Origin of the sequence: Fulvimarina manganoxydans (assembly GCF_900176465.1) — a bacterium.
Taxonomy (GTDB): domain Bacteria; phylum Pseudomonadota; class Alphaproteobacteria; order Rhizobiales; family Rhizobiaceae; genus Fulvimarina; species Fulvimarina manganoxydans.
In genome coordinates, this window is sequence record NZ_FWXR01000026.1 from 15,479 (window position 1) to 36,904 (window position 21,426).

At 64.4% G+C, this 21,426-nt stretch carries 20 protein-coding genes and 1 tRNA gene; 14 read left to right on the forward strand and 7 right to left on the reverse strand.

Translation table 11 applies throughout. The annotated features are described in order from the left end of the window. The first annotated feature begins 56 nt into the window (after positions 1–56). A tRNA-Pro gene (locus tag B9A15_RS19810) sits at positions 57–133 on the forward strand. 143 nt (positions 134–276) lie between these two features. Here B9A15_RS19810 and B9A15_RS19815 read toward each other — a convergent pair. From B9A15_RS19815 to B9A15_RS19830, 4 genes are all read right to left on the reverse strand, one after another. Beyond that, positions 277–1,023 carry an amino acid ABC transporter ATP-binding protein gene (locus B9A15_RS19815; protein WP_084412267.1) on the reverse strand — a complete coding sequence of 249 codons (747 nt, stop codon included), beginning with the start codon at positions 1,021–1,023 and terminating at the stop codon, positions 277–279. Further along, the gene (locus B9A15_RS19820) at positions 1,020–1,694 is read right to left on the reverse strand and encodes an amino acid ABC transporter permease (protein ID WP_084412268.1); all 675 of its coding nucleotides are present in this window, start codon (positions 1,692–1,694) and stop codon (positions 1,020–1,022) included. The genes B9A15_RS19815 and B9A15_RS19820 overlap by 4 nt, the downstream gene beginning before the upstream one ends. 4 nt (positions 1,695–1,698) lie before the next feature. Continuing rightward, entirely contained in the window at positions 1,699–2,538 is an 840-nt protein-coding gene (locus B9A15_RS19825; RefSeq protein WP_084412270.1) for an amino acid ABC transporter substrate-binding protein, read from the reverse strand. Positions 2,539–2,782: 244 nt separating this feature from the next. Further along, positions 2,783–3,811, reverse strand: coding sequence for a DNA topoisomerase IB (locus tag B9A15_RS19830; protein ID WP_084412279.1), 1,029 nt, complete (start codon positions 3,809–3,811; stop codon positions 2,783–2,785). A gap of 195 nt (positions 3,812–4,006) precedes the next feature. Here B9A15_RS19830 and B9A15_RS19835 point away from each other — a divergent pair, with 195 nt between their 5' ends. After that, a complete protein-coding gene (locus B9A15_RS19835) occupies positions 4,007–4,228 on the forward strand; it encodes a hypervirulence associated TUDOR domain-containing protein (protein ID WP_084412281.1) in 222 nt (73 codons plus the stop codon). Positions 4,229–4,246: 18 nt separating this feature from the next. Here B9A15_RS19835 and B9A15_RS19840 read toward each other — a convergent pair whose 3' ends face one another. Beyond that, positions 4,247–6,166 carry a monovalent cation:proton antiporter-2 (CPA2) family protein gene (locus tag B9A15_RS19840; protein ID WP_244557048.1) on the reverse strand — a complete coding sequence of 640 codons (1,920 nt, stop codon included), beginning with the start codon at positions 6,164–6,166 and terminating at the stop codon, positions 4,247–4,249. Positions 6,167–6,284: 118 nt separating this feature from the next. Here B9A15_RS19840 and B9A15_RS19845 point away from each other — a divergent pair, with 118 nt between their 5' ends. The 6 genes from B9A15_RS19845 to lpxK all read left to right on the forward strand — a co-directional run bounded on the left by B9A15_RS19845 (position 6,285) and on the right by lpxK (position 12,074). Then, positions 6,285–7,622: a TldD/PmbA family protein gene (locus B9A15_RS19845; protein WP_084412285.1), complete on the forward strand. Its 1,338-nt coding sequence runs from the start codon at positions 6,285–6,287 to the stop codon at positions 7,620–7,622. Between the two features lie 7 nt (positions 7,623–7,629). Continuing rightward, positions 7,630–8,454, forward strand: coding sequence for a 3'(2'),5'-bisphosphate nucleotidase CysQ (locus B9A15_RS19850; protein ID WP_084412287.1), 825 nt, complete (start codon positions 7,630–7,632; stop codon positions 8,452–8,454). Positions 8,455–8,495: 41 nt separating this feature from the next. After that, on the forward strand, positions 8,496–8,729 hold the full coding sequence (locus B9A15_RS19855) for a DUF4170 domain-containing protein (RefSeq protein WP_084412344.1): 234 nt from the start codon (positions 8,496–8,498) through the stop codon (positions 8,727–8,729). A 194-nt stretch (positions 8,730–8,923) separates the two neighbouring features. Then, positions 8,924–9,712 (forward strand): lysophospholipid acyltransferase family protein, encoded by a 789-nt coding sequence (locus B9A15_RS19860; protein WP_084412289.1) that lies wholly within the window; start codon positions 8,924–8,926, stop codon positions 9,710–9,712. After that, entirely contained in the window at positions 9,709–11,046 is a 1,338-nt protein-coding gene (waaA, locus tag B9A15_RS19865; RefSeq protein WP_084412346.1) for a lipid IV(A) 3-deoxy-D-manno-octulosonic acid transferase, read from the forward strand. Before B9A15_RS19860 ends, waaA begins: the two co-directional genes overlap by 4 nt. A gap of 41 nt (positions 11,047–11,087) precedes the next feature. Continuing rightward, positions 11,088–12,074 (forward strand): tetraacyldisaccharide 4'-kinase, encoded by a 987-nt coding sequence (lpxK, locus tag B9A15_RS19870; RefSeq protein ID WP_244557049.1) that lies wholly within the window; start codon positions 11,088–11,090, stop codon positions 12,072–12,074. Positions 12,075–12,100: 26 nt separating this feature from the next. On the opposite strand, the gene B9A15_RS19875 is transcribed toward lpxK, so the two are convergent. Next, positions 12,101–12,316, reverse strand: coding sequence for a DUF2093 domain-containing protein (locus B9A15_RS19875; RefSeq protein WP_084412291.1), 216 nt, complete (start codon positions 12,314–12,316; stop codon positions 12,101–12,103). Positions 12,317–12,396: 80 nt separating this feature from the next. Continuing rightward, positions 12,397–14,391, reverse strand: coding sequence for a DNA mismatch repair endonuclease MutL (gene mutL, locus B9A15_RS19880; RefSeq protein WP_084412294.1), 1,995 nt, complete (start codon positions 14,389–14,391; stop codon positions 12,397–12,399). A 447-nt stretch (positions 14,392–14,838) separates the two neighbouring features. On the opposite strand from mutL, the gene B9A15_RS19885 reads away from it, so the two are divergent. The 6 genes from B9A15_RS19885 (at position 14,839) to B9A15_RS19910 (ending at position 21,423) form a co-directional block, all read left to right on the forward strand. Next, on the forward strand, positions 14,839–15,270 hold the full coding sequence (locus B9A15_RS19885) for a BLUF domain-containing protein (protein WP_084412296.1): 432 nt from the start codon (positions 14,839–14,841) through the stop codon (positions 15,268–15,270). Between the two features lie 191 nt (positions 15,271–15,461). Then, positions 15,462–17,018 carry a histidine--tRNA ligase gene (gene hisS, locus B9A15_RS19890; protein ID WP_084412298.1) on the forward strand — a complete coding sequence of 519 codons (1,557 nt, stop codon included), beginning with the start codon at positions 15,462–15,464 and terminating at the stop codon, positions 17,016–17,018. Beyond that, positions 17,015–18,175 carry an ATP phosphoribosyltransferase regulatory subunit gene (locus B9A15_RS19895; RefSeq protein WP_084412300.1) on the forward strand — a complete coding sequence of 387 codons (1,161 nt, stop codon included), beginning with the start codon at positions 17,015–17,017 and terminating at the stop codon, positions 18,173–18,175. The genes hisS and B9A15_RS19895 overlap by 4 nt, the downstream gene beginning before the upstream one ends. Then, positions 18,172–18,876: an ATP phosphoribosyltransferase gene (gene hisG / locus B9A15_RS19900; RefSeq protein WP_084412302.1), complete on the forward strand. Its 705-nt coding sequence runs from the start codon at positions 18,172–18,174 to the stop codon at positions 18,874–18,876. Before B9A15_RS19895 ends, hisG begins: the two co-directional genes overlap by 4 nt. Before the next feature lie 436 nt (positions 18,877–19,312). Then, positions 19,313–20,539: a glycosyltransferase gene (locus B9A15_RS19905; protein WP_084412304.1), complete on the forward strand. Its 1,227-nt coding sequence runs from the start codon at positions 19,313–19,315 to the stop codon at positions 20,537–20,539. Then, positions 20,539–21,423: a WecB/TagA/CpsF family glycosyltransferase gene (locus B9A15_RS19910; RefSeq protein WP_084412306.1), complete on the forward strand. Its 885-nt coding sequence runs from the start codon at positions 20,539–20,541 to the stop codon at positions 21,421–21,423. The genes B9A15_RS19905 and B9A15_RS19910 overlap by 1 nt, the downstream gene beginning before the upstream one ends. Positions 21,424–21,426: the final 3 nt, after the last annotated feature.

The following is a 21,426-nucleotide window of genomic DNA, read 5'->3' on the forward strand; positions in this document are numbered from 1 at the left end:
ACTCCGATCAAAAGGGTTGCGCGCAAAAGCCGTTGGTTCTAAGGGTTCCGCCCAGTCGGAGCGTAGCGCAGCCTGGTAGCGCACCTGAATGGGGTTCAGGGGGTCGTGAGTTCGAATCTCGCCGCTCCGACCATTTTCCCAAGTAATTTCATCGAGTTGATTTTGGGCGCGGCCAGACTTCTCATCCGGCTGATCACGCCGATACCGTATCAAAGCCCGCGCGGCGCCTGAGCGTGTTGAGATCCGTCATCGCGAAGCGATCAAACGGGTTTCGTATCACGCTGAGCCGTCCGATCTCACGCGTTTGAGGAAGGCGCGAGTGCGCGGGTCCGTCGCATTTTCGAAGATCGCATCTGGTGGGCCTTCCTCGACGATCCGGCCGCCATCCATGAAGAGGACGCGGTCGGCGATTTCTCGGGCGAACTGCATTTCGTGGGTGACGATCAGCATGGTCTGGCGCCGCTCGGCGATACGGCGCATGAGATCGAGGACTTCGCCCACCCATTCGGGATCAAGCGCCGAGGTCGGCTCGTCGAAGAGCATCAGCTCGGCGCCGATCGCCATGGCGCGGCCGATGCCGACGCGTTGCTGCTGCCCGCCGGAGAGCGCCGCTGGATAGGAGTCGGCGCGCTCGGAAAGGCCGGTCTCGGCGAGGATTGCCAGCGCCCGCTTTTCGGCCTCCGCCTTCGGCTGCTTCTGCACGGTCACCAGCGCTTCCATGATGTTTTGCTTGGCGGTGCGATTGGCGAAAAGCGCATAATTCTGAAAGACGAAGGCCGTGCGGCGGCGCAAGGCGAGGATGTCGGCGCGGCTTGCGGCTTTTGCATCGACGCCGAGATTGGAGAGCCTTATCGTGCCGGAATCTGGGCGATCGAGGAAATTGATGCAGCGAAGCAGCGTCGATTTGCCGGTGCCCGAGGGGCCGATGACGACGACCCGCTCGCCTGCTTCGATCGACAGATCGATGCCGTCCAGAACGGTCTGGTGGCCGAAGCGCTTGGTCAGTCCGCGAATGTCGATCATCGCGCAAATGCCCTGTTCAGCCGGCCTTCAAGCTGTCTCTGCGCCTGGGACAGAAGCTCGACCATGACCCAATAGATGATGGCGACGACGAGAAAGGCTTCGAAATAGCGGAAGCTGCCGGCCGCTTCCTTCTGGGCGGCGCCCATCATTTCGGTGACGCCGAGGGTGAAGGCAAGCGAGGTGCTCTTGATCATGTCGATGAAGTAATTGACCAATGTCGGGGCGGCGATGCGGCCGGCTTGGGGGAGGATGATACGCCGCATCATCTGGCCGCGCGTCATGCCGATCGATTCCGCGGCTTCCCATTGGCTGCGGTCGACGCCGACGATCGCGGCCCGGATGCTCTCGGCCATATAGGCGGAGAAATGCAGGGTGAGGCCCATGATCGCCGCCGTCACCCCGTCGATCTGCGTGAGGAAGGCGAAGATCTGGGGCAGGCCGTAATAGAAGAGGAAAAGCTGGACGAGGAGCGGCGTGCCCCGAAAGAAGCTGATGAAGAGGCGCACGAAGCCATCGAGCACCGGCACCTTGATGACGCGCTCGACCGCCATCAGCGAGGCGAGAAGGAGCGCCAGCACCATGGCGACAGCCGCCATGAAGAGGGTCAGCGGCACATAGCCGAGGATGACGGGCACCAGACCCAGCATATAGTCGAGATCGAGTGCCCGCATGGCTTTACTCCGCGGCGGCCTCGGCCTTAGCGCCAGCAGCGGAGCCCGCCTCGCCAGGCGTCGTGGTGATGTCGCTGTCGAACCACTTCTGTGAGATCTCGCTCAAGGTTCCGTTCTCCTTCAGCGTCGTCAGCGCCGCATCGACCTTATCCCGCAGGGCCTCGCCCTCGGGCGTCTTGCGGAAGGGCAGCGCGTTGCGGATTTCGCTGAAGGGCTGGCCGGCGAGCGCCAAGGGTAGGGGGCTTTCCTTGATGACCTGCGCCGAGGAGACGCGATCCATCACGAAGGCATCGACCCGGCCGAGCGCCGTGTCCTGCTCGATATTGGACTCATAGGTCTTGATGTCGATCTCGCCGGCATAGGGAAGGTCGCGCAGAAGCTGCTCGAAATTCGATCCGAGATTGACCGCGACGGTCTTGCCCTTGAGGTCTTCGGGGCCGGTGATCGTGTCCTCATTGCCGGCCTTGACCACGACCTGGGCGCCGTCGATCACATAAGGCTGGGTGAAGAGGAAGGCCTCCTCGCGCTCCGGCGTGATGGTGATCTGATTGGCGATCGTGTCGATGCGGTTCGATTCCAGCGCGCCGATCAGGCCGGAAAAGGACATGGTGACGAATTCGACATCGAGGCCGGTCTCTTCGCCGACCGCATTCATGACGTCGACCTCAAAACCCTGAAGCTCGTCCTGGCGCACGAAGGTGAAGGGAAAATAGCCGCCCGACATGCCGACGCGCAGGGTCTCCTGTCCACTCGTTTCGCCGCCCGAGGGCTCGGTGCCCTGGGCAAAGGCTGCGCTTGCGAAGCCGGCCGTGATCACCGCGGCAAGGGCAAGGCGTTTGAACATGATCAAAATCCTCTCATGCGAATGGATGGCGTTGCCTCGACCCGGCCCGCTTGCTTGGAGAGGCAAGGGCTCGTGAGACAGCAAGTCCGTTTAGGGCTGCAAATGGTGCGGCGCTTGGGCTTGTCACGTGGTCACGGAAGAGCCCGATGGGAAGGGGCAGGACGAGAAGACGATCGGCACTGAGCCTATCCTCGCTTATTTCAGAGGGGTGGCTCGTCCTTGCTCGTTCTGGGATCGATAAAGCTCAGCGCCGTTCGAGGAAACGCATGAGGCCGGTCTCTTCCCGCGACAGGCCCTCGCGAGAGCGACCCTTTAAAAGGTCCGGGGAAAGATCTCCCGCCTCGAAGGCTTCCAGAATGGGTGGGTGGACGTAAGACGAGCGGGCGACGGCCGGCGTATTGCGCAACCGCTCGGAAACCTGGCGCATGGCTGCGGCGACCGCGCGCTTGCGCTTGGGCTCGGTATCGGCGCTGGTCCCGATCTCTTCGATCAAGAAGCGTAAGGCTTCAGCCGAGCCGTGAAAGGTGCGGAAATCTTTGGCCGAAATCCGTGCCCCGGCCGCCTCGCGCATATAGCTATTGAGGATATTGGCGTTGAGTTCCCGTGTCTTGCGCTTCTTGCCGGGAAAGCGGAAGAGACGCTGGCCCTTGCCTTTGCGCACGGTCTTCAGCGCGTTTACGAGGCGCTTGTCCTCGATCGTGATCTCATGTTCCTTGTTGGACTTGCCGACGAATTTCAGCCGGGCGACGCGGTTCTTGACGATGCGCAAATTCTGTTTGCGCAAGGAGGCGACGCCCCGACCGCCATCAGCGGCATATTTCTCGTGGCCGGGCCGCATGATGGCGACATCGATGAGGCGAGTCGCGGTGGCGGCCGTCATGCGCTGATCGGTGGTGCGCCGGCGCATGTCACGCGCCACCTGCGCCCGCAAGGCGGGAAGCGCATGGCCGAAGCGCAGGAGCCGCTCGGTCTTCACCGCATTGCGCACATCGGCCCAGCGATCGTGATAGCGATATTGCAGTCGGCCCTTTTCGTCACGGCCGATCGCCTGGATATGGCCGGTCTCCGAGATGCAGATACGCACTTCGCTCCAGGCCGGTGGCAGGACCAGTTGCTTGACGCGGGCGCGCAGCTCCTTGTCGCGGATCGTCTCGCCGGAGGTGAAGCAGATGCGATGGCCTTTGCCGTGGCGATGGCGCTCGATCTCGAAACAGGCCGGATCGACGATCGAGAGGCCATAGAGTTCTGCGTGGTGGGCAAGGCGCGCATCCATGGCTTCGCGGCGTCTCCTCTCTTCGTGTCTTTTGGGTTCTTTTGAAGGAGAAAACCGCGAAGCCGGGACGGCGGTTCCGGTGGTCCGGCCTGCCTGCGACAAAGCAACCGGCCGGAACAGGAGAAGGGAACTTCAGACCACTGCAAAGGCTTGGCGATTCCAGTTTCGTTTCAAAATCCGAAAAAGGAGGCGCCGATGGTCGCGTTTCGAAAAGGCCAATATGTCGCCTGGAATTGGGGCAATGGCAGCGCCAAGGGCAAGGTGCAGGACCATTTCACCGAAAAGGTCACGCGAACGATCGATGGCGAGGAGATCACCCGCAACGGCGAGGAGGACAACCCCGCCTATCTGATCGAGCAGGACGACGGCTCGCGGGTTCTCAAGCTGGAATCGGAGCTTCACAAACCCGACGATTGAGCCCGTCGCGGGTCCACGTCACGATCGCAACGGATCGGGGCGCCCGGCGACGGGCTCCTTGATCTGGGTGCGGCGCGATCTGAGGAAGCGGCCACGGCGCCGACGGATCGGCGCCTGGTCGTCGAAGAGGTCCGAGCCGCCCTCCGAGCCGTCGCCGGCCTTGTCCACCGCCTGGAGGGCCGGATGGGGTTTGACCAGCGGCTCGGGCGCCACGACCTTGGTGGTCACCATATCGGCGCCCGCACTGTAACCCTCCGCTTCCTGCAGCTTGAGCCGGGCCGTATCGCGCTTGCGCACATCGGCGACGATCTCGCGGGCCAACTCCTCCTCGACGCCGAGGGAGGTCAGCGTCGCATTGCCGAAGGACAGGGCCGACTCCACCGTCTCCCGGATTTCGTAGTCGACGCCTCTGGCTCTCAGCGACAGGGCGTGGGCCCGGTCATAGGCGCGCACATAGAGATTGACGTTGGGAAATTCGGAGCGGATCAGATCGACCACCCGGTCGGTCGTCTCCTTCTTGTTGGTGCAGACGGCGACGAGCTTGGCGTGGCGGATGCCGGAGGCTTCCAGGACCTCCTTGCGCATGCCCGATCCGAAATAGATGCGAAAGCCGAAGCGCGTCGCCGTGCGGATGCGCTCGGCGGAGGAATCGAGAATGGTGACGTCGATGCCGCTCGACAGAAGCACCTGGGCAACGATCTGACCGAAACGCGAGAAGCCGATCAGGAGAACGTCCGAGCCCGCGCCCTCGAAATCCTCCTCCATCTCGTCCTCTTCCTCGTCCTTGCGGCCGAGAAGATAGGTGGCGAGAGTGGTCGAGAGCGGCGTCAGCATCATCGTCAGCGTGGTGATGGCGATGAGCAGCGAAGACGTCGACTGGGGAAAAATGCGGTCTGCGGCCGCCGCCGAGAACAGCACGAAGCCGAATTCACCCGCCTGGGCGAGAAGCCCGGCGATCCTCATGGCGGTGTCGTGGCCTTCGCCAAAAGCACGGGCCAGAGAATAGATGAAGACGGATTTCACGATCATCAGGAGGGGGGCGGCGAGAAGGATGATCATCCAATCCTCGGTGAGAACCTGAAGATCGATCGACAGGCCGACGCCGATGAAGAAGAGGCCGAGAAGAAGCCCCCGGAACGGCTCGATATTGGCCTCCAACTCATGGCGATAGGAGGATTCGGCCAGGAGTACGCCAGCGATAAAGGCGCCCATTGCCATCGAGAAGCCGGCGATCGCCATCAACATGGCCGAGCCGAGAACGACGAAGAGCGCGGCGCCGAGCATTACCTCCCGCGCGCCCGCCGAGGCCATGATCCGAAACAGGGGATTGAGCAGCCAACGGCCGGCGGCGATGAGGCCGACCAGGGCGCCAAGCGAAATCGCAACCTCCATCGGCTTGATGGACGCGTCGTTCGAATAGGGCGCGAGAAAGGGAATGACGGCCAGAAGCGGCACGACGGCGAGATCTTGGAACAGGAGAATCGAAAAACCCGCCTGGCCGTGCCGCGTATTCGTCTCGCCCGCCTCTTCCAGTAGTTGAAGCCCGAAGGCGGTGGAGGAAAGAGCAAAGCCGAAGCCGATCACGATCGCAGCGCCGCCGGGAAAGACAAGCCACCACAAAAGCGCTGCGAGCGCGGCGCCGGTGACCACGACCTGGGCGGCGCCCAGGCCGAAGATCTGACGGCGCAGGGTCCAGAGGCGGGACAGCTTTAGCTCCAGCCCGATGATGAAGAGGAGGAAGACGACGCCGAGCTCGCCGATATGGAGAATTTCCTCGCCGCCCGAGATCAGGCCAAGAAGCGGCCCCATCGCGATCCCGGCAAAAAGATAGCCGAGCACGGTGCCGAGCCCGATGCGCTTGAACAGCGTGCCGGCCACGATCCCGCCCCCCAGAAGCAGCAGGACTTCAAGGAATTGTGCGTCGGCGCCATGTTCCAACTTTCGGTCCCTTTGCCGGTTTTGTCCTCGCGCCATCCTATTGCGATGCAGCGACGGCTTGATGCTTCCCTCTTGCAACAATAGATGCAAGTTCGATCGATACCAACGGACCGACCTCATGGATCAAGATACGACCCGGCTCCTCGCCGTTGCCGAACGCCTGCTTGGAGAGGCGCGGCAAGCGGGAAGCGATGCGGCAGATGTCGCCGTTGCCAGCGCCTTCAGCCGCTCGGTCGATGTGCGCCTCGGTCATGTGGAGGAGACCGGCTCCTCCGAGACCGAGAGCGTGTCCTTGCGCGTCTTTGTCGGCGACCGCGTCGCGAGCGTTTCGGGCGATACGCGCTCGGACCTCAAAATGCTGGCCGAACGCGCCGTCGCCATGGCCAAGGTCTCGCCCCCGGATCGCTTTGCAAGCCTTGCCGACGAAGCGCGTCTGGCGAAGGAGATTCTCGATCTCGACCAGTTCGATCCGACGGATGTTCCGACCGAATCCTTGCGCGAGACGGCGCTCGCACTGGAAGACGCGGCCCGGTCCGTGCCGGGCGTGACGAATTCCAACGGCGCCTCGGCTTCGGCCGGCACGTCGAGCCTCGTCCTTGCCACGTCGCACGGCTTTCGCGGTCATCGCTTCCGTTCGGGCTTTTCGCGCTCGGCAAGCGTTGTGGCGGGCGAGGGCACGGCCATGCAGCGCGACTATGATTTCGATTCGCGCATGCATTACGCCGATCTGAAATCCGCCGAGGTGATCGGCCGGGAAGCGGGTGAGCGGGCGGTGAAGCGGCTCAATCCCGGCACGCTTGCGACCGGGCGGATGCCGATCGTGCTCGATCCACGCATTGCACGTGGTCTTCTCTCGACGCTCGTCTCGGCCATCAATGGTGCGGCGATCGCGCGCGGGACGAGTTTCCTGAAAGATCGGATGGGTGAAAAGGTCCTGCCCGAGGCGATGACGGTCACCGACGAGCCGAGCTTGAAGCGCCGTCCCGGCTCGCGCCCCTTCGATGGCGAGGGGGTTGCCGGCAAGCCGTTGACCCTCGTCGAGGCGGGCGTCTTGAAGCACTGGCTCCTCGACACGGCGACCGCCAAGGAGCTCGGTCTCGAGACGAATGGGCGGGCGAGCCGGTCCGGCGCCGGGCTCTCGCCCGGTTCCACCAATGTGGTCCTGACACCCGGCCAGCTGTCGCCGCAGGCGCTGATCGCCGAAACCGGCTTGGGCTTTTATGTCAACGAAACCATCGGCCACGGCACCAATCTCGTCACCGGCGATTATTCCTGTGGCGCTTCGGGCTTTCTCATCGAAAATGGCGAGCTGACCCGGCCGATCTCCGAAGTGACGATCGCGGGTAATCTGAAGGAGATGCTGCTCGCGCTTGTCGCGGCAGACGATCTCGACACGCGCTTTTCGATCGTCGCGCCGACGCTTCGCATCGGCGAAATGACCGTGGCGGGGCGCTGAGGAGATCGTGCGATCGCAAAGGGAAGAACTGGAGCTCCTGATCGAGGCGGCACGCGGCGCGGCCGAGATCGCGATGAGCTATTTCGGCCGGTCTCCCGAGGTCTGGATGAAGGCCGGGCATTCTCCGGTCTCAGAAGCCGATTATGCGGTCGATCGATATTTGAAGAGCGTTCTTCTTGCTGCCCGCCCCGGTTATGGCTGGGTGTCGGAAGAGAGCGAGCAACCGCGCACCGGCAACATCGAGGACGCCCAATCGCGCTTTTTCGTGGTCGATCCGATCGACGGCACCAGAGCTTATCTGCGCGGCGAGGCGACCTGGTGCGTGTCGCTGGCATTGGTCTCGAAGGGGCGTCCAGTCGCGGGTGTCATCCATGCGCCGGCCTTAAGCGAGGTGTTTCTGGCGACCGAAGAGGGAGCCGCGACCTGCAATGGCCGTCCGATTGAGGTAGGCCAGCGCTGGGGTGAAGGTGCGGGCGAGGCCTTGTCCGTCGCGATGCCGGACCAGTTGCGCGGCCGTTTCGAGCGGCTCGACCCTCCGTTACGAGATGCGGTAACGCCGGCGAAGGCCGTGCCCTCGCTCGCCTATCGCCTCGCCCTCGTCGCCGACGGACGGCTCGATGCGACCCTGATCCGCCCGCGCTGCAACGATTGGGATATCGCCGCCGGCGATCTCATCCTCAAGCGGGCCGGCGGCCGGCTGGTCGATACGAATGGGCAGGACATCCTTTACAGCGAGAGCCCCAACCGGCATGGCGTACTCATTGCGGCCTCCGAGGCGTCGCAGGGCCTGGCCATGCGTCTTGCCGAAGGCCTTGCTCCAATCACGCGTTGATCGACACCCTTCTTGCTGAAACGACAGAGGTGATGACAAAGATGGAAGAGCAGAAACCCAAACAGCTGCTGCATCTCGTATTCGGCGGCGAGTTGAGCGACCTGCAATCGGTCGAGTTCAAGGATCTCGACAATCTCGATATCGTCGGCATTTTCCCGGACTATCAGAGCGCCTTGACCGCCTGGCGTGGCCGCGCGCAGCAGACCGTCGACAATGCCGCGATGCGCTACTTCATCGTCCATATGCATCGGCTCCTGACGCCGGGCGGACACTGACGCCGCTCGGGCACCAACACAGGGGCGATCCGATGGACCGCTCCTCGCCGGGTGCCGGGTCGCAAAAGGGATGGCCTTTGAGCGTGCCGACCTAAATGCATCCGGGCTCGGCGGGACCGTCCGTCGAAACGCAGAGATCGAGGCCGCGATCGAGGGTATGCCTGCCGATTGTAGCCGATTTGACTTGAGGTGACATGAGAGGGGCAGAGGAGGGCCGGAGCGAGACGGCGCAAGCGACGGCCGGAAAGAAGCCCTTCAAGCAATGGCGCCGGCGCTATCGGCGGCTGATCCGCTCGGTCGGGCGGAGCCGCTTCGTCACGTCGCTGGCCGGGGCCCTCGTCTATCACGCCCTTCGCTTCGTGGATGCGACCCAGAGCCGCGCCGAAGGCTCCACGGAAGAGAGACAGGCGCTCTTTGCCAGCCATCCGGCGATTATCGGCCTGTGGCATGGCCAGCATCTTCTTGCCCCCTTGGTGCGGCCGAAGGATCTGCCTTCGGTCGCGCTTTTGTCGCGCAACGCCGATGCCGAACTCAACGCCCTTGTCGTGGAGCGCTTCGGCGCCTCGACCGTGCGCGGCTCGGGCGGGCGCGAAGGCGAGACGCGGACCGACAAAGGCGGTGCGCGGGCACTGATCGCGTTGCGCCGGGCCTTGGGGTCGGGAAAGAGCGTCGTCATGATCGCCGACATCTCGAAGGGGGCGCCGCGTCAGGCAGGCCTCGGCATCGTGACGCTCGCCAAGATTTCCGGCCGACCCATCCTTCCGAGCGCGGCCGTGACGAGCCGCCGTCATGTGGTCGCATCTTCATGGGACAGGACCACGATTCCGCTGCCTTTCGGGCGCATGGCGGTGGTCATCGGTGATCCCATCCATGTCCCGATGGATGCGGACGCGGCAATCTTGGAGGCGAAGCGAAAAGAGGTGACGGACGCGATCGAATGGGCGAACCAACGGGCCATCGAATTGGCGGGGACGAAACGGTGAGTGAGCGCAGAGCCCGAGCCGCCCTGTCGGTCTATCGCCTGATGGGCACGCTCGCTTATCCCATGCTCGGCCCCTATGTCGCCTACCGCGCCAAGCGCGGCAAGGAGGACGGCGCGCGCCGGCGCGAGCGCTATGGCGAGGCGAGCAGCGAGCGGCCCGGCGACCGGCCGCTGGTCTGGGTCCATGCGGCGAGCGTCGGCGAGACGGCGGCCGTGACGCCTCTCGTGCGCGCGATCGCGGCCGAAGGCATCGCCATTTTGATGACGACGGGCACCCGAACCTCGGCCGAGATCGTCGAAAAGCGCCTCGCCGACTGCGTCATCCACCAATATGTGCCTCTCGATGTGGGCGCCTCCATCGCGCGCTTTCTCGATCATTGGCGCCCCGATCTGGCGCTTTTCGCCGAAAGCGAGCTTTGGCCGGTGACGATCGAGGCGCTTGGCCAGAGACGCATTCCCCAGGTGCTCGTCAATGCTCGCCTGTCCGATCGCTCCTTCGATCGTTGGAAGCGGGCCCATTGGTTCGCCGAAGCGCTTCTGGAACATCTCGCCTGCGTCGTTGCTCAGTCGGATGTGGATGCCGAACGCTATCGCCTTCTTGGCGCGCCCTCGGTGACGGTCGCCGGCAATCTGAAGGCCGATACCGATCCGCCGGCCTGCGACGAGGCGGCCTTGAGCGAACTGGCGGGCGCGATCGGCACCCGTCCGGTCTGGGGAGCGCTTTCGACCCATGCCGGCGAGGAAGACGCTGCCGCGACCTGCCACATCACCTTGAAACGCCGGCATGAAGGGCTTTTGACCCTCATCGTGCCGCGCCATGTGGAGCGCGGCGCCGAGATCGCCAAATCCCTGTCCGAGATCGGCCTCAGCGTGGCTCGGCGCAGTCTCGGCGAGATGCCGACGGCGCGCACCGACATTCTCATCGGTGATACGATCGGCGAAATGGGCCTTTATCTGCGCCTCGCCCCGGTCGCCTTTCTCGGCAAGTCGCTGACGGGCGAGGGCGGACAGAACCCGCTGGAGGCGGCCATGCTCGGCACGGCCATTCTGTCGGGGCGCTATGTCCAGAATTTCCGCGACGTCTATCAGAGGCTCCTGCGCCATGAGGCGGCGGTGATCGTGCGCGACGAAGCCTCGCTTGCCCAGGAAGTCGATCATCTCCTTTCCAATGACGAGCGCCGCGCCCATATGGCCGGCGGCGCGCAGATCGCCTTGGGCGAGATGCGCGGGGCGCTGGACCGGACCATGCGAGCCCTGACGCCCTTCATCAATCCCATGAAACTCTCGATGCGTCTCGATCGGCGCGGCGGCCTTGCGCCGACCTCTGCCGGCTGATGCGGCTGTCGTCTCCGCAATTCTGGTGGCGGGCGCCTGGCGTGCCGTCCACCCTCCTTGCGCCGGTCGCCGATCTTTACGGCCGCATCGCTACCCGCAATCTGGACAAGGGCCAGCGCGCCGAGACCGGCGTTCCGGTTCTGTGTGTCGGCAATCCGACGGTGGGCGGGGCCGGCAAGACGCCCTGCGCGATAGCCCTTGGGCAAGCGGCGATCGGGCTCGGGCGCAAGCCCGGTTTCGTCTCGCGCGGCTATGGCCGAAAGGGGCGGGGCACACTTCTCGTCGATCCCGAGCGTCAGACGAGCCGCGAGACGGGGGATGAGCCCTTGCTTCTCGCCCGGATCGCGCCGACGGCGGTCGGCGCCGATCGTGCGGCCGCCGCGCGCCTTCTGATCGAAGAGGCCGGCTGTGACATCATCATCATGGATGACGGGTTTCAGAGTGCGCGGCTGAAGACCGATCTTTCGCTTCTTCTCGTCGACGGCCAGCGCGGCCTCGGCAATTGGCGGGTCTTTCCCGCCGGGCCTTTGCGCGCGCCGATCGAGGACCAGACGCGCCATGCCGATGGTTTCGTGGTGGTGGGCAAGGGCCCGGCGGGTGCCGACATCGCCTCGCTTGCCGGGCGCTCCAACAGGCCGGTCCATTATGGCGCGATCACGCCGACGAAGGCCGAACGCTTCGCCGGGATGCGGGTTCTGGCCTTTGCCGGGATCGGCGATCCGGCGAAATTCCTGGCGAGCCTTTCAGCCGTCGGCGCGCGCGTCGAGGACAGTCGGGTCTTTCCCGATCATCACCCCTATACGGCCGAGGATGTGGCGGCACTTTCGGCCGCCGCTTGGCGTCAGGGTCTGCAATTGGTCACGACCCGGAAGGACGCCGTCCGGCTTGCCGGCGGAGCGGACGCCTTGCGGCTGTTTGCGACCGAATGCGACGTGCTCGATGTCACCTTCCGCTTCGATGTGGAGGGCACGGCCGAGCGTCTGATCCGCGAAACGCTCGCCAATTTCCGCCGCCGCCGCTTCGGATAACGCGCTGCATTCGGCCGGCTTTTGGCTCAACGCCCGGCGGCGCGCACCTGCTTTTCGCGCTCGAAGACCGCGTCGGCGTCGCGATACGCTTCCTGGCGCTCGACGCTCCAATATTTCAGAAGATCGAGCGGGATCGGATCGCCGGTGACGGCGCAGCGCACGAAGGAGCCCGAACGCACCACCTGAAAATCGGGCGTTCCATATTTCAGCTTGGCCTCGCCGGCCGGCTCCATTCGGTTCATGACTTGTCTCTCCGTCCTGTTGATCCGGGACTTAAGAGGCCGATCGGCCAAGGTCAATCGCGGGTGGCACGGCGCTGCTCCTACCGCCGTCCGAACAGGCTCTCGATATCGGCGAGCTTCAATTCGATGAAGGTCGGGCGGCCGTGATTGCATTGGCCCGAGCCGGGCGTTGCCTCCATCTCGCGCAAGAGGGCATTCATCTCTTCGGGCCGCAGCTGCCGGCCCGAGCGCACCGAGCCATGGCAGGCAATCGTCGCGGCCACGTGATCGATCCGGCTTTTGACGCTGTCGCCGGTGCCGAATTCGGCGAGCTCGTCGGCCAAGTCCTTCACCAGCCGCTTGACGTCGCATTGGCCGAGGATCGCCGGTGTCTCACGCACGGCGACGGCGCCCGCGCCGAAGCGTTCGAGGCTAAGGCCGAGGCTGCGGAACGTGTCCGCCTCTTCGGCCAGACGGTCGCAATCGTCTTCGGGGAGTTCGACGATTTCGGGCAGAAGCAGGAGCTGCGAGGCGAGCGCCTTGCCATAGAGCGCGGTCTTCAGCCGCTCATAGACGAGACGCTCATGGGCGGCGTGCTGATCGACGAGGACGAGACCGTCTTCCGTCTCGGCAACGATGAAATTGCCGAAGAGCTGGGCCTTGGCGGCGCCCAGGGGAAAGTGTGTCGCGGGCTCCTCTGGCGTCCTCTCGCCGGCATGCGCCGCGACGGCAGGCTCTTCGCTCCGATAAGCGGTCTGGCTGCTTTCGCCAAAGCCGTGGTCTTGGCCGGTGAGCTTGCCGCTGGAGTCTCCCGGCTTATAGGCCGCAGCCGTCTCCCCGGCGCCTTGCGGCTGCGTCTCGAGCGGCCGATAGGCGGCGCTCGCGGCCTCGAAGGGCGTGCGCGGACGCTCAGGGGGGCGATAGGCGCCGAAATCGAGGCGCGGCCTGGAGGACACGTCGCGCCCCAAGGCGGCGCCGGGTGCGAGATCGGCGAAGCGCGGCGTCGCGGCGGGCGCCGGGGCTTTGGACGATGCGTCCCCGCCTTGTCGGGGGACCCCACCCGAAAAGCGACCGAGCAGCCCGTCGGCATTGGCGGTCGAGCCGCGCACGCCCTCGCGCGCGAAAGCCTCGCGCAGCGCCCCGACGATGAGACCGCGCACCAAGCCTGGATCGCGAAAGCGCACATCGGCCTTGGCGGGGTGGACATTGACGTCGACGAGCGCCGGATCGAGTTCGATGAAGAGGACGGCGACCCCGTAGCGGCCCTTGGCGACCATGTCGGCATAGGCGCCTGCCAGCGCCGAGACGAGGGTTCGGTCGCGCACCGGACGGCCGTTCACATAGAAATATTGGGCGAGCGAATTGCCGCGATTGAAGGTCGGCAGGCCGGCAAAGCCCGACAGGAAGACGCCGTCGCGCTCCGCGTCGATCTCAACCGCGTTCTCGGCGAAATCCTCGCCGACCACCGCGCCGATGCGCGTCAGGGCCGCTTCGGGCGCGACCGCCTCGAAGAGCGTGCGCGAGCGGTCGGGGCCGGACAGCTCGAAACGCACGCCCGGAAAGGCGATGGCGAGCCGCTTCACCGTCTCGGTGATCGCCTGGGCTTCGGCCCGGTCGCTTTTTAAAAATTTCAGCCGCGCGGGCACCGATTGGAAGAGGCCGCGCACCTCGACGACCGTCCCCTTGGTCAGCGCGGCCGGTTTCGGCCCCTCGCAATGGCCGGCCTCGACGACGACTTCGAAGGCATCGTCGGCGCCTTTGGCGCGTGACGCGACCGAAAGTCTGGCCACGGAGCCGATCGAGGGCAAGGCCTCGCCGCGAAAGCCCAAGGTCGCGATCTTGTCGAGCCCGCCGGAGAGCTTGGAGGTGCAATGGCGGCGCACGGCGAGCCGCAGTTCCTCGCGTGGAATGCCGTTGCCGTCATCGGTGACGCGCAAAAGCGTCTTGCCGCCGCCGGCGGTGGCGATCTGGATGCGCCGGGCGCCGGCATCGAGGGCGTTCTCGACCAATTCCTTGACGACGCTCGCCGGCCGCTCGACCACCTCGCCGGCGGCGATCTGATCGATCAGAAAAGGGTCGAGTTCGACAATGGGCAAGCCGGGCTCCCGGGTTTGCGGTCTTTACGGGCCGCCGAGGGAGATGGGGTCTCTCGGGCGGATTTGCGATCATGATAGCGCTTCTAAGCCGGACATCGCCGGAGGCGAAGGGTGGAGGGGTGCTCGAGCCGATAATATGCGGCATCATCCACAGCCCTTCGGGAGCCAAGAAATGCTCATAGTTCGGCTGAACCGGACATCGCGGAACCGCCTCGATCTGACCTGACGCGCCATTTTAGCCCAAGGCCGGCCCAGTGTCCCCTTTCTCGTTGCATCATGGGCTCCAAGACGATCGCGCTTGGTTCTGATGATATAATCCTATCAGAAGAGACGATCAGGCCATTTATGATATGAAGTCGTTCGTTGTCAGTTTGATCTGAACAGATGTTATTTTTGATATAGATAAATAATAATGCTGAATTAACCCTGTGGGTGGGGAGCGGGGCGATGCGGCATATTTGCTATACAAGTTACGGCAAGACGATCGACTTGAACGTGTTCTATTCCATCGTGGATCACGCCAATCGGAAAAACGCGGCGCTCGGCATCGGCGGCGAGATCAGTTTCCACGATCAGAGCCTGACGCAAATCCTCGAAGGGCCGGAGGAGGCGCTGGCCACCCTCATGGACGCGATCTGGCGCGACGAGCGTCATGACGGCATTGTCGTCATCTCGGACTTTTCGATCGAAACGACGCATTTTCGAAATTTCGGCATGGCCCTCGTCCATCCTCTGGATCTCGCCCGCCATTCGATCGCCATATCCGCCGCACACCGTCAGCCCCGCCGGGACGCCGAAGAGGCGCGCTATGTGCGCGCCCTCATGCGCTCCATGCCGCGACAGGGTCCGCACGGCTTCAGGCATAAGACAGGCGCTTGAGCGCCCGGGAAACGGCGCCTTCCATGCTTGTTCCGCCATCCGCGATGTTCTAGAGCCTCGCTCGAAGAGGAACTTCCCTCGCCTGAAGGGTTTGCCCGGCCATTTCACGCTTCTTCGTCTCCAACTTTCGGGAGAGGCGGCCGCGCGGCGCTCTCTTCACGCGAACAGAAGACGAGACGAGGTTTGGGTCGATGGCGAAAGAGAAGAAACAAAAGCGGGTCGCCGCCCGTCTGCCGCGCGGCTTCGTCGATCGCGAGGCGCCCGATCTGAGAGCCCAGGAGGCGATGCTCGCCACCATAAGGCGGGTCTATGAGACCTATGGGTTCACGCCGGTCGAGACGCCCGCCTTCGAATTCACCGATGCGCTGGGAAAATTCCTGCCCGATTCCGACCGGCCGAACGAGGGCGTCTTCTCGCTCCAGGACGATGACGAGCAGTGGCTGTCCCTCCGCTATGATCTGACCGCGCCGCTCGCCCGCCATGTGGCGGAGAATTACGAGAGCCTGCCCAAACCCTATCGCTCCTATCGGGCGGGCTATGTCTTCCGCAACGAGAAGCCGGGGCCGGGCCGCTTCCGTCAATTCATGCAGTTCGACGCCGACATCGTCGGCGCGCCGAATGTCTCGGCGGATGCCGAAATGGCGATGATGATGGCCGACACGATGGAGGCCTTGGGCATTCCGCGCGGCCAATATGTCATCCGGGTCAACAACCGGAAGGCATTTGACGGCCTGCGTCAGGTGTTGGGCCTAGATAGCCGAGAAGACGACGAGCGCTGGCTCATTGTGCTGCGAGCTATTGATAAGCTCGACAAATTCGGCCTTGAGGGCGTGAAGGAACTCCTCGGCAAGGGCCGTTTGGATGAGAGTGGAGATTTCACAAGGGGAGCAAATCTCCTTCCTCAACAAATCGAATTCATTCAAATGTTCTATTCAATAGAGTCGATTGATTGTGATGATCAATCAACTCCCTACAATAGGTTGTTCATTTCGGCATTACATAAAATTTTTGGCGGTAAGAGTGAGTTGCTCGATCAGGCCTTTCAAGAGCTATTACATATCGCTCAACTGTCACATGCTGCTGGATACGATTCAGATCGTATTCGCATCGATACTTCCGTCGTCCGCGGCCTCGAATACTACACCGGCCCCGTGTTCGAAGCCGAACTCCTCTTCGATGTCGTCAATGAAAAGGGCCAGAAGGTCCAATTTGGCTCGGTCGGCGGCGGCGGGCGTTATGATGGGCTGGTCTCGCGCTTCATGAGCCAGCCGGTGCCGGCGACGGGCTTTTCCATCGGCGTTTCGCGTCTCATGACGGCCCTGAAGAATCTCGGCCGGCTGGAGACGGCGGAGCGAACCGGTCCGGTGGTCGTCACCGTCATGGATAAGGATCGCATGGCCGATTATCAGGCCATGGCGACGAAGCTGCGCCAGGCGCTGAACGCCGACCCGTCCAAGCCGCCGGTCCCCGTCGAGGTCTTCCAGGGCAATCCCAAACAGTTCGGCAAGCAGCTGCAATATGCCGATCGCATCGGCTCGCCCGTCGTCGTCATTCAGGGCGGCGACGAGAAGGAGGCCGGCAAGGTGCAGGTAAAGGATTTGGCGCTCGGCAAGGAGTTGTCCGCCCAGATCACCGACAATGCCGAATGGCGCGAGGCCCGCGCCGGCCAGGAGATGGTCGACGAGGACCAGCTCGTCGAGGCCGTTCAGGCGATCCTGTCGCGCATGGCCGGCTCGTCGTCCCGATGAGCGCTGCCACGGATGCCGACCAGGCGCTCGCCGATCTCTTCGCCTTGCGCGGCGCGGTGCCGATGGAGACGCCGATCCTGCAGCCGGCCGAGCCCTATCTCGACACGGCGGGCGAAGCGCTGCGCCGGCGCATCTTCCTGACGACCGGAGAGGGCGGGGAAAATCTCTGCCTTCGGCCCGATTTCACCATCCCGGTCTGCCTCGACCATATCGTCAGCGGGGCGGATCTGCCACGCCGCTATTCCTATCGCGGCCTGGTCTTTCGCCGCCCGCGCGACATTGACGGGCCGAACGAGATCGAACAAGCGGGCATCGAGGATCTGGGCGAGACCAATCTCGCCATGGCCGATGCGCGGGCGCTGGCCGATGCGCTGGCGAGCCTGGAGACGGCCGGCCTGCCTTTGGAAAGGCTGAGTGTCGTTCTCGGGGATCAGGGGCTTTTCGAGGCCTTCCTGCGCGCCCTCGGCTTGCCCGATGGCTGGCAGCGCCGGCTCATCCGCACATTCGGCGAGGACCGGCTGCTCGATGAGGCACTCACCGCTCTTTCCGGCGGGCGGGGGGCGGCAATCGACACCGTGCCCGCGCCGCTCGTGGAGCTCGCCCGCGCCCGTGAGGAAGGGGCGCTGACAAGAGCCATTCGTGATCTGATGGAGGAGGGCGGCCTGCCGCCCCATTCGGGCCGGGCGCCGCTGGAAGTCGCTCAGCGTCTCATCGAGAAGGTGGCGATCGCCGAAGCCAGGCTGCCGGACAGCTCTCTCTCGCTTCTGAAGCGCTTCCTGTCGATCGATTGCGCCCTGTCGGATGCGCCCGAAATCGTGCGGGCGCTCGCCGCCGAGGCGGGGCTCGAACTCGGCCGCGCCCTGACCTTCTTCGAGGCGCGCAATCTCGCTTTGCGGGCCGCCGACGTCCCGCTCGACGCGCTACGCTATCGGGCCGCCTTCGGCCGCCCGCTCGACTATTATACGGGCCTCGTCTTCGAGGCGCTTTTGAAGGATGGCGGCGAGCCGCTGGTCGGCGGCGGGCGCTATGATCGCCTGTTGCGCCTTCTCGGCGCCGCCCAGCCGATCCCGGCGGTGGGCTTCACGCTTTGGCTCGGCCGTATGCGCGAGGCGACGAGCGCCCGGACCGAAAGCTCCGATGCCGGAGAGGCCGCATGACCATCACCCTCGCCATTCCGTCCAAAGGCCGGCTGAAGGACAAAAGCGTTGAGGCGCTCGCGGCCGTCGGCATCGAAATCACCTCGGCGGAGAATTCCCGCTCCTATCGCACCACCGTCTCGGGCTTTGACGGGCTCGACGTCCTGCTTCTGTCGGCCTCGGAGATCGCGCGCCAATTGCGCGAGGGGGCGATCGATTTCGGCGTGACCGGCGAAGATCTGGTGCGCGAGACGATTGCCGAACCGGAGGCGGTCGTCGATTTCGTCGCCAGGCTCGGCTTCGGCCATGCCGATGTGGTGGTCGCGGTGCCCGAATCCTGGGTCGATGTGGAGACGATGGAAGATCTCGGCGATGTCGCCGGCGCCTTCCGCCCCCGCCACGGCCGACGCCTTCGCATCGCGACCAAATATTGGCGCCTGACCCAGAGCTTCTTCACACGGCGCCACGGCATTCAGAGCTATCGGATCGTGGAAAGCCTCGGCGCGACCGAAGGGGCGCCTGCGGCGGGTTCGGCCGATGTCATCGTCGATATCACCTCGACCGGGTCGACGCTGACCGCCAATCAGCTGAAGATCCTCTCGGACGGGCTGATCCTGAAGTCCGAGGCCTGTCTCGTCCTCTCCAAGAGCCGCGATCGGGCGGCGGAGGACGAGGCCCGTGCCAAGAGGCTGGCGGCGCTTTTTTCGGCCGAACACAGCTAGAGCGAAATGCGATCGACCGGAATTCGGCAACAGGGCCGTCTCTTCGAAATGGCGTCTATCGAGTGCGCTGTCCTTAAAGGTGACGCGTTGTCTTTCATCGCGTCGTCATTCTCGGTCCCCGTACCGAGAATCTAGGGTGGCGCTCTAAGGTGCTGGAATAAAGGGATAGTTTCATCTTTAGCCGCTTTCGGGTGGCGCCGGGCCTGGATTCTCGGCACGGTGGCCGAGAATGACGAAGCGTTGAAGGGTTCGGCTTTACGATCAAGTCGCCACCTGCGTTCGAGCGTCGTGTCGTGCAGCGTGAATCTGAAATCGTGAACGAGGAAAGGCAGGGTCAAAAGCCCTGCCGCGACGAAAAGCGTGCATTAGCGTTCCCTCAAACCTTTCCTGACAATCTCGGCGCGAACCTGAAGGACGGACCCCGAAAGGCCCGCCGATGCACATTCTCGTCGTTTCCTCGCTGCTGCCCGATCCGAATCCCTCGACCGGTTTCGAGATCGCCAACCGAGCGATCCTCGAAGCCTATCGTCGTCAGGGCGTTCGGCTGACCTTCGTCGGCTACCGGCGGCCGGATGCGGCGATTCCTGCCGATTCGATCTGTCTCGGCGAACTCGCCATCGAGAATGCCGGCGCTTCGACATTGCGGAAAGCGGCCTGGGTCGGCGCGGCCCTCGGCCGCCATATGCCGGTCTGCGTCGCCAAGGTGGCGCGGCTCTCGGAGGCCGAGATGCGCGCGGCGGTCCTGAAGGCCGGCCCCTTCGACGCCGTGGTGGTCAGCTCCATTCAAATGCTGGCCGCCTATCCCTTTCTCATGCGCGATCATCCTTGCGCCTATGTCGCCCACAATGTGGAGCATCGTTCGGCCAGCGAAAACGCGGCCAATGCCGAGACGATCGTCGACCGGCTGCTCTATCGGCGCGAGGCGGCGCTCCTGAAGAGTCTGGAGGCGGAGGCCTGCGCAAAAGCCGATGTGGTCCATGTGCTGTCCGAAGCCGACAAGACCGGTCTCGGCCTCGACGACGATCCGCGCGCCATCACCCTGCCTCTGGTCGTCGGCCGCCATCCCGCGCCCGATGACGGCATGCGTCATCAGGATGTCGGGCTGATCGGAACCTGGAGCTGGGCGCCGAACCGCATCGGCCTCGTCTGGTTCCTGGAAGAAGTCGCTCCGCTCCTGCCGGGCGGGATCGATGTGGCGATCGCCGGCCGGCTCGACGACAATCTCCCCTCCGTTCCGAAGAATGCGCGTCTTCTCGGCCGGGTCGAGAGCGCCGAGGATTTCGTGCGTGGCTCCCGCGTTCTCGCGCTTGCGACAAAGGCCGGGACGGGCATTCAGCTGAAAACGCTCGAAGCCTTCGAGGAAGGGATGCCGGCGGTCGCGACCAGCCGTGCGCTGCGCGGGGTCACGCGCATGCCCGCCAATGTGCGGCTTGCCAATTCCGCCCATGATTTCGCGAGCGCCCTCACCGATCTCGTCCAGGCCGAGCGGGCGGGCGAAATCGGCCGGCTCGACGGTCGCGCCTTCGCCAAGGCGCAGGAAGCCGGTCTCGACAAGGCGATCGCTGCGGGCCTTGCCCTTTTGAACGGGGACAAGGCGCGCGCAGGATCGTCTTCGGCGCAACGCCCGCATCCAAGCCCAGAGCCCTATTCGGAGGTCGCCTGATGTCAGTGGACACACCCGACACCGGCGCCCGCCGGAGGCAAGCCGGCCAGACGGCGTCGATCGCCCTGCCGCAGGGCCGCGCAACCCTTGATGACGCCGTGTCGCCCTTGACCCAAAAGCGGCGCATCGCCGGGGTCGAGGTAATCGACGCCAAAGGCGGCGATGTGGTGCAACGCCTGCGTTCGGCGCTTGCCGGCACGAAGTTGACGCGCGTCGCCTTTCTCAACGCCCATTGCGCCAATATCGCTCGCCGCGATCAGGCCTATCGCGAGGCGATGTCCCAATGCCTCGTCCTGCCCGATGGCGTCGGCGTCGATATCGGGGCGAAGATCCTCTATGGCGCGCCCTTTTCCGAAAACCTCAACGGGACGGATTTTCTGCCACGCTTCCTGATGGCGCTGAGGACCGGCCGACGCGTCGCTCTGGTCGGCGGCCGGCCCGGCATCGCCGATCGCGCGGTGCTCTCCCTCGCCGCCATCGCGCCCCAGCATCATTATGAAGCCGTTTCCGACGGGTTCTTCAGCGAGGCCGGGCTGCCCGACGTCCTGTCGCGGCTGGAAGAGGGTCGCTTCGACATCGTTCTCGTCGCCATGGGCGTGCCGCTTCAGGAGCGCTTCATCGTCGAAGCGCTCGATCATCGCCATGGGCAGGTGGCCTTTGCCGTCGGCGCCCTGTTCGACTTTCTTGCCGGCGAGGTGGTGCGCGCGCCGCGCGCCGTCCGCCGCCTGCGTCTCGAATGGGTCTGGCGCCTCGGCCTCGAGCCCGGCCGCCTTTGGCGCCGCTATATTCTCGGCAATCCGCTCTTCATCGCCGGCATGCTGAAGGACCGCCTCATGTGCATCTTTCAAGCCGGCCCGGCCGCGCCGCGCAACGAGCGCGGCTAAGGC

Bases quoted from the DNA above. Each gene is read 5' to 3' on its own strand.
- B9A15_RS19905 (WP_084412304.1), top strand. From the start codon at position 19,313: ATGCACATTCTCGTCGTTTCCTCGCTGCTGCCCGATCCGAATCCCTCG.
- B9A15_RS19885 (WP_084412296.1), top strand. From the start codon at position 14,839: ATGCGGCATATTTGCTATACAAGTTACGGCAAGACGATCGACTTGAAC.
- B9A15_RS19830 (WP_084412279.1), bottom strand. From the start codon at position 3,811: ATGGATGCGCGCCTTGCCCACCACGCAGAACTCTATGGCCTCTCGATC.
- B9A15_RS19835 (WP_084412281.1), top strand. From the start codon at position 4,007: ATGGTCGCGTTTCGAAAAGGCCAATATGTCGCCTGGAATTGGGGCAAT.
- B9A15_RS19875 (WP_084412291.1), bottom strand. From the start codon at position 12,316: ATGAACCGAATGGAGCCGGCCGGCGAGGCCAAGCTGAAATATGGAACG.
- B9A15_RS19815 (WP_084412267.1), bottom strand. From the start codon at position 1,023: ATGATCGACATTCGCGGACTGACCAAGCGCTTCGGCCACCAGACCGTT.
- B9A15_RS19820 (WP_084412268.1), bottom strand. From the start codon at position 1,694: ATGCGGGCACTCGATCTCGACTATATGCTGGGTCTGGTGCCCGTCATC.
- hisG (WP_084412302.1), top strand. From the start codon at position 18,172: ATGACCATCACCCTCGCCATTCCGTCCAAAGGCCGGCTGAAGGACAAA.
- B9A15_RS19845 (WP_084412285.1), top strand. From the start codon at position 6,285: ATGGATCAAGATACGACCCGGCTCCTCGCCGTTGCCGAACGCCTGCTT.
- B9A15_RS19860 (WP_084412289.1), top strand. From the start codon at position 8,924: ATGAGAGGGGCAGAGGAGGGCCGGAGCGAGACGGCGCAAGCGACGGCC.
- B9A15_RS19895 (WP_084412300.1), top strand. From the start codon at position 17,015: ATGAGCGCTGCCACGGATGCCGACCAGGCGCTCGCCGATCTCTTCGCC.
- B9A15_RS19825 (WP_084412270.1), bottom strand. From the start codon at position 2,538: ATGTTCAAACGCCTTGCCCTTGCCGCGGTGATCACGGCCGGCTTCGCA.
- hisS (WP_084412298.1), top strand. From the start codon at position 15,462: ATGGCGAAAGAGAAGAAACAAAAGCGGGTCGCCGCCCGTCTGCCGCGC.
- B9A15_RS19855 (WP_084412344.1), top strand. From the start codon at position 8,496: ATGGAAGAGCAGAAACCCAAACAGCTGCTGCATCTCGTATTCGGCGGC.
- B9A15_RS19910 (WP_084412306.1), top strand. From the start codon at position 20,539: ATGTCAGTGGACACACCCGACACCGGCGCCCGCCGGAGGCAAGCCGGC.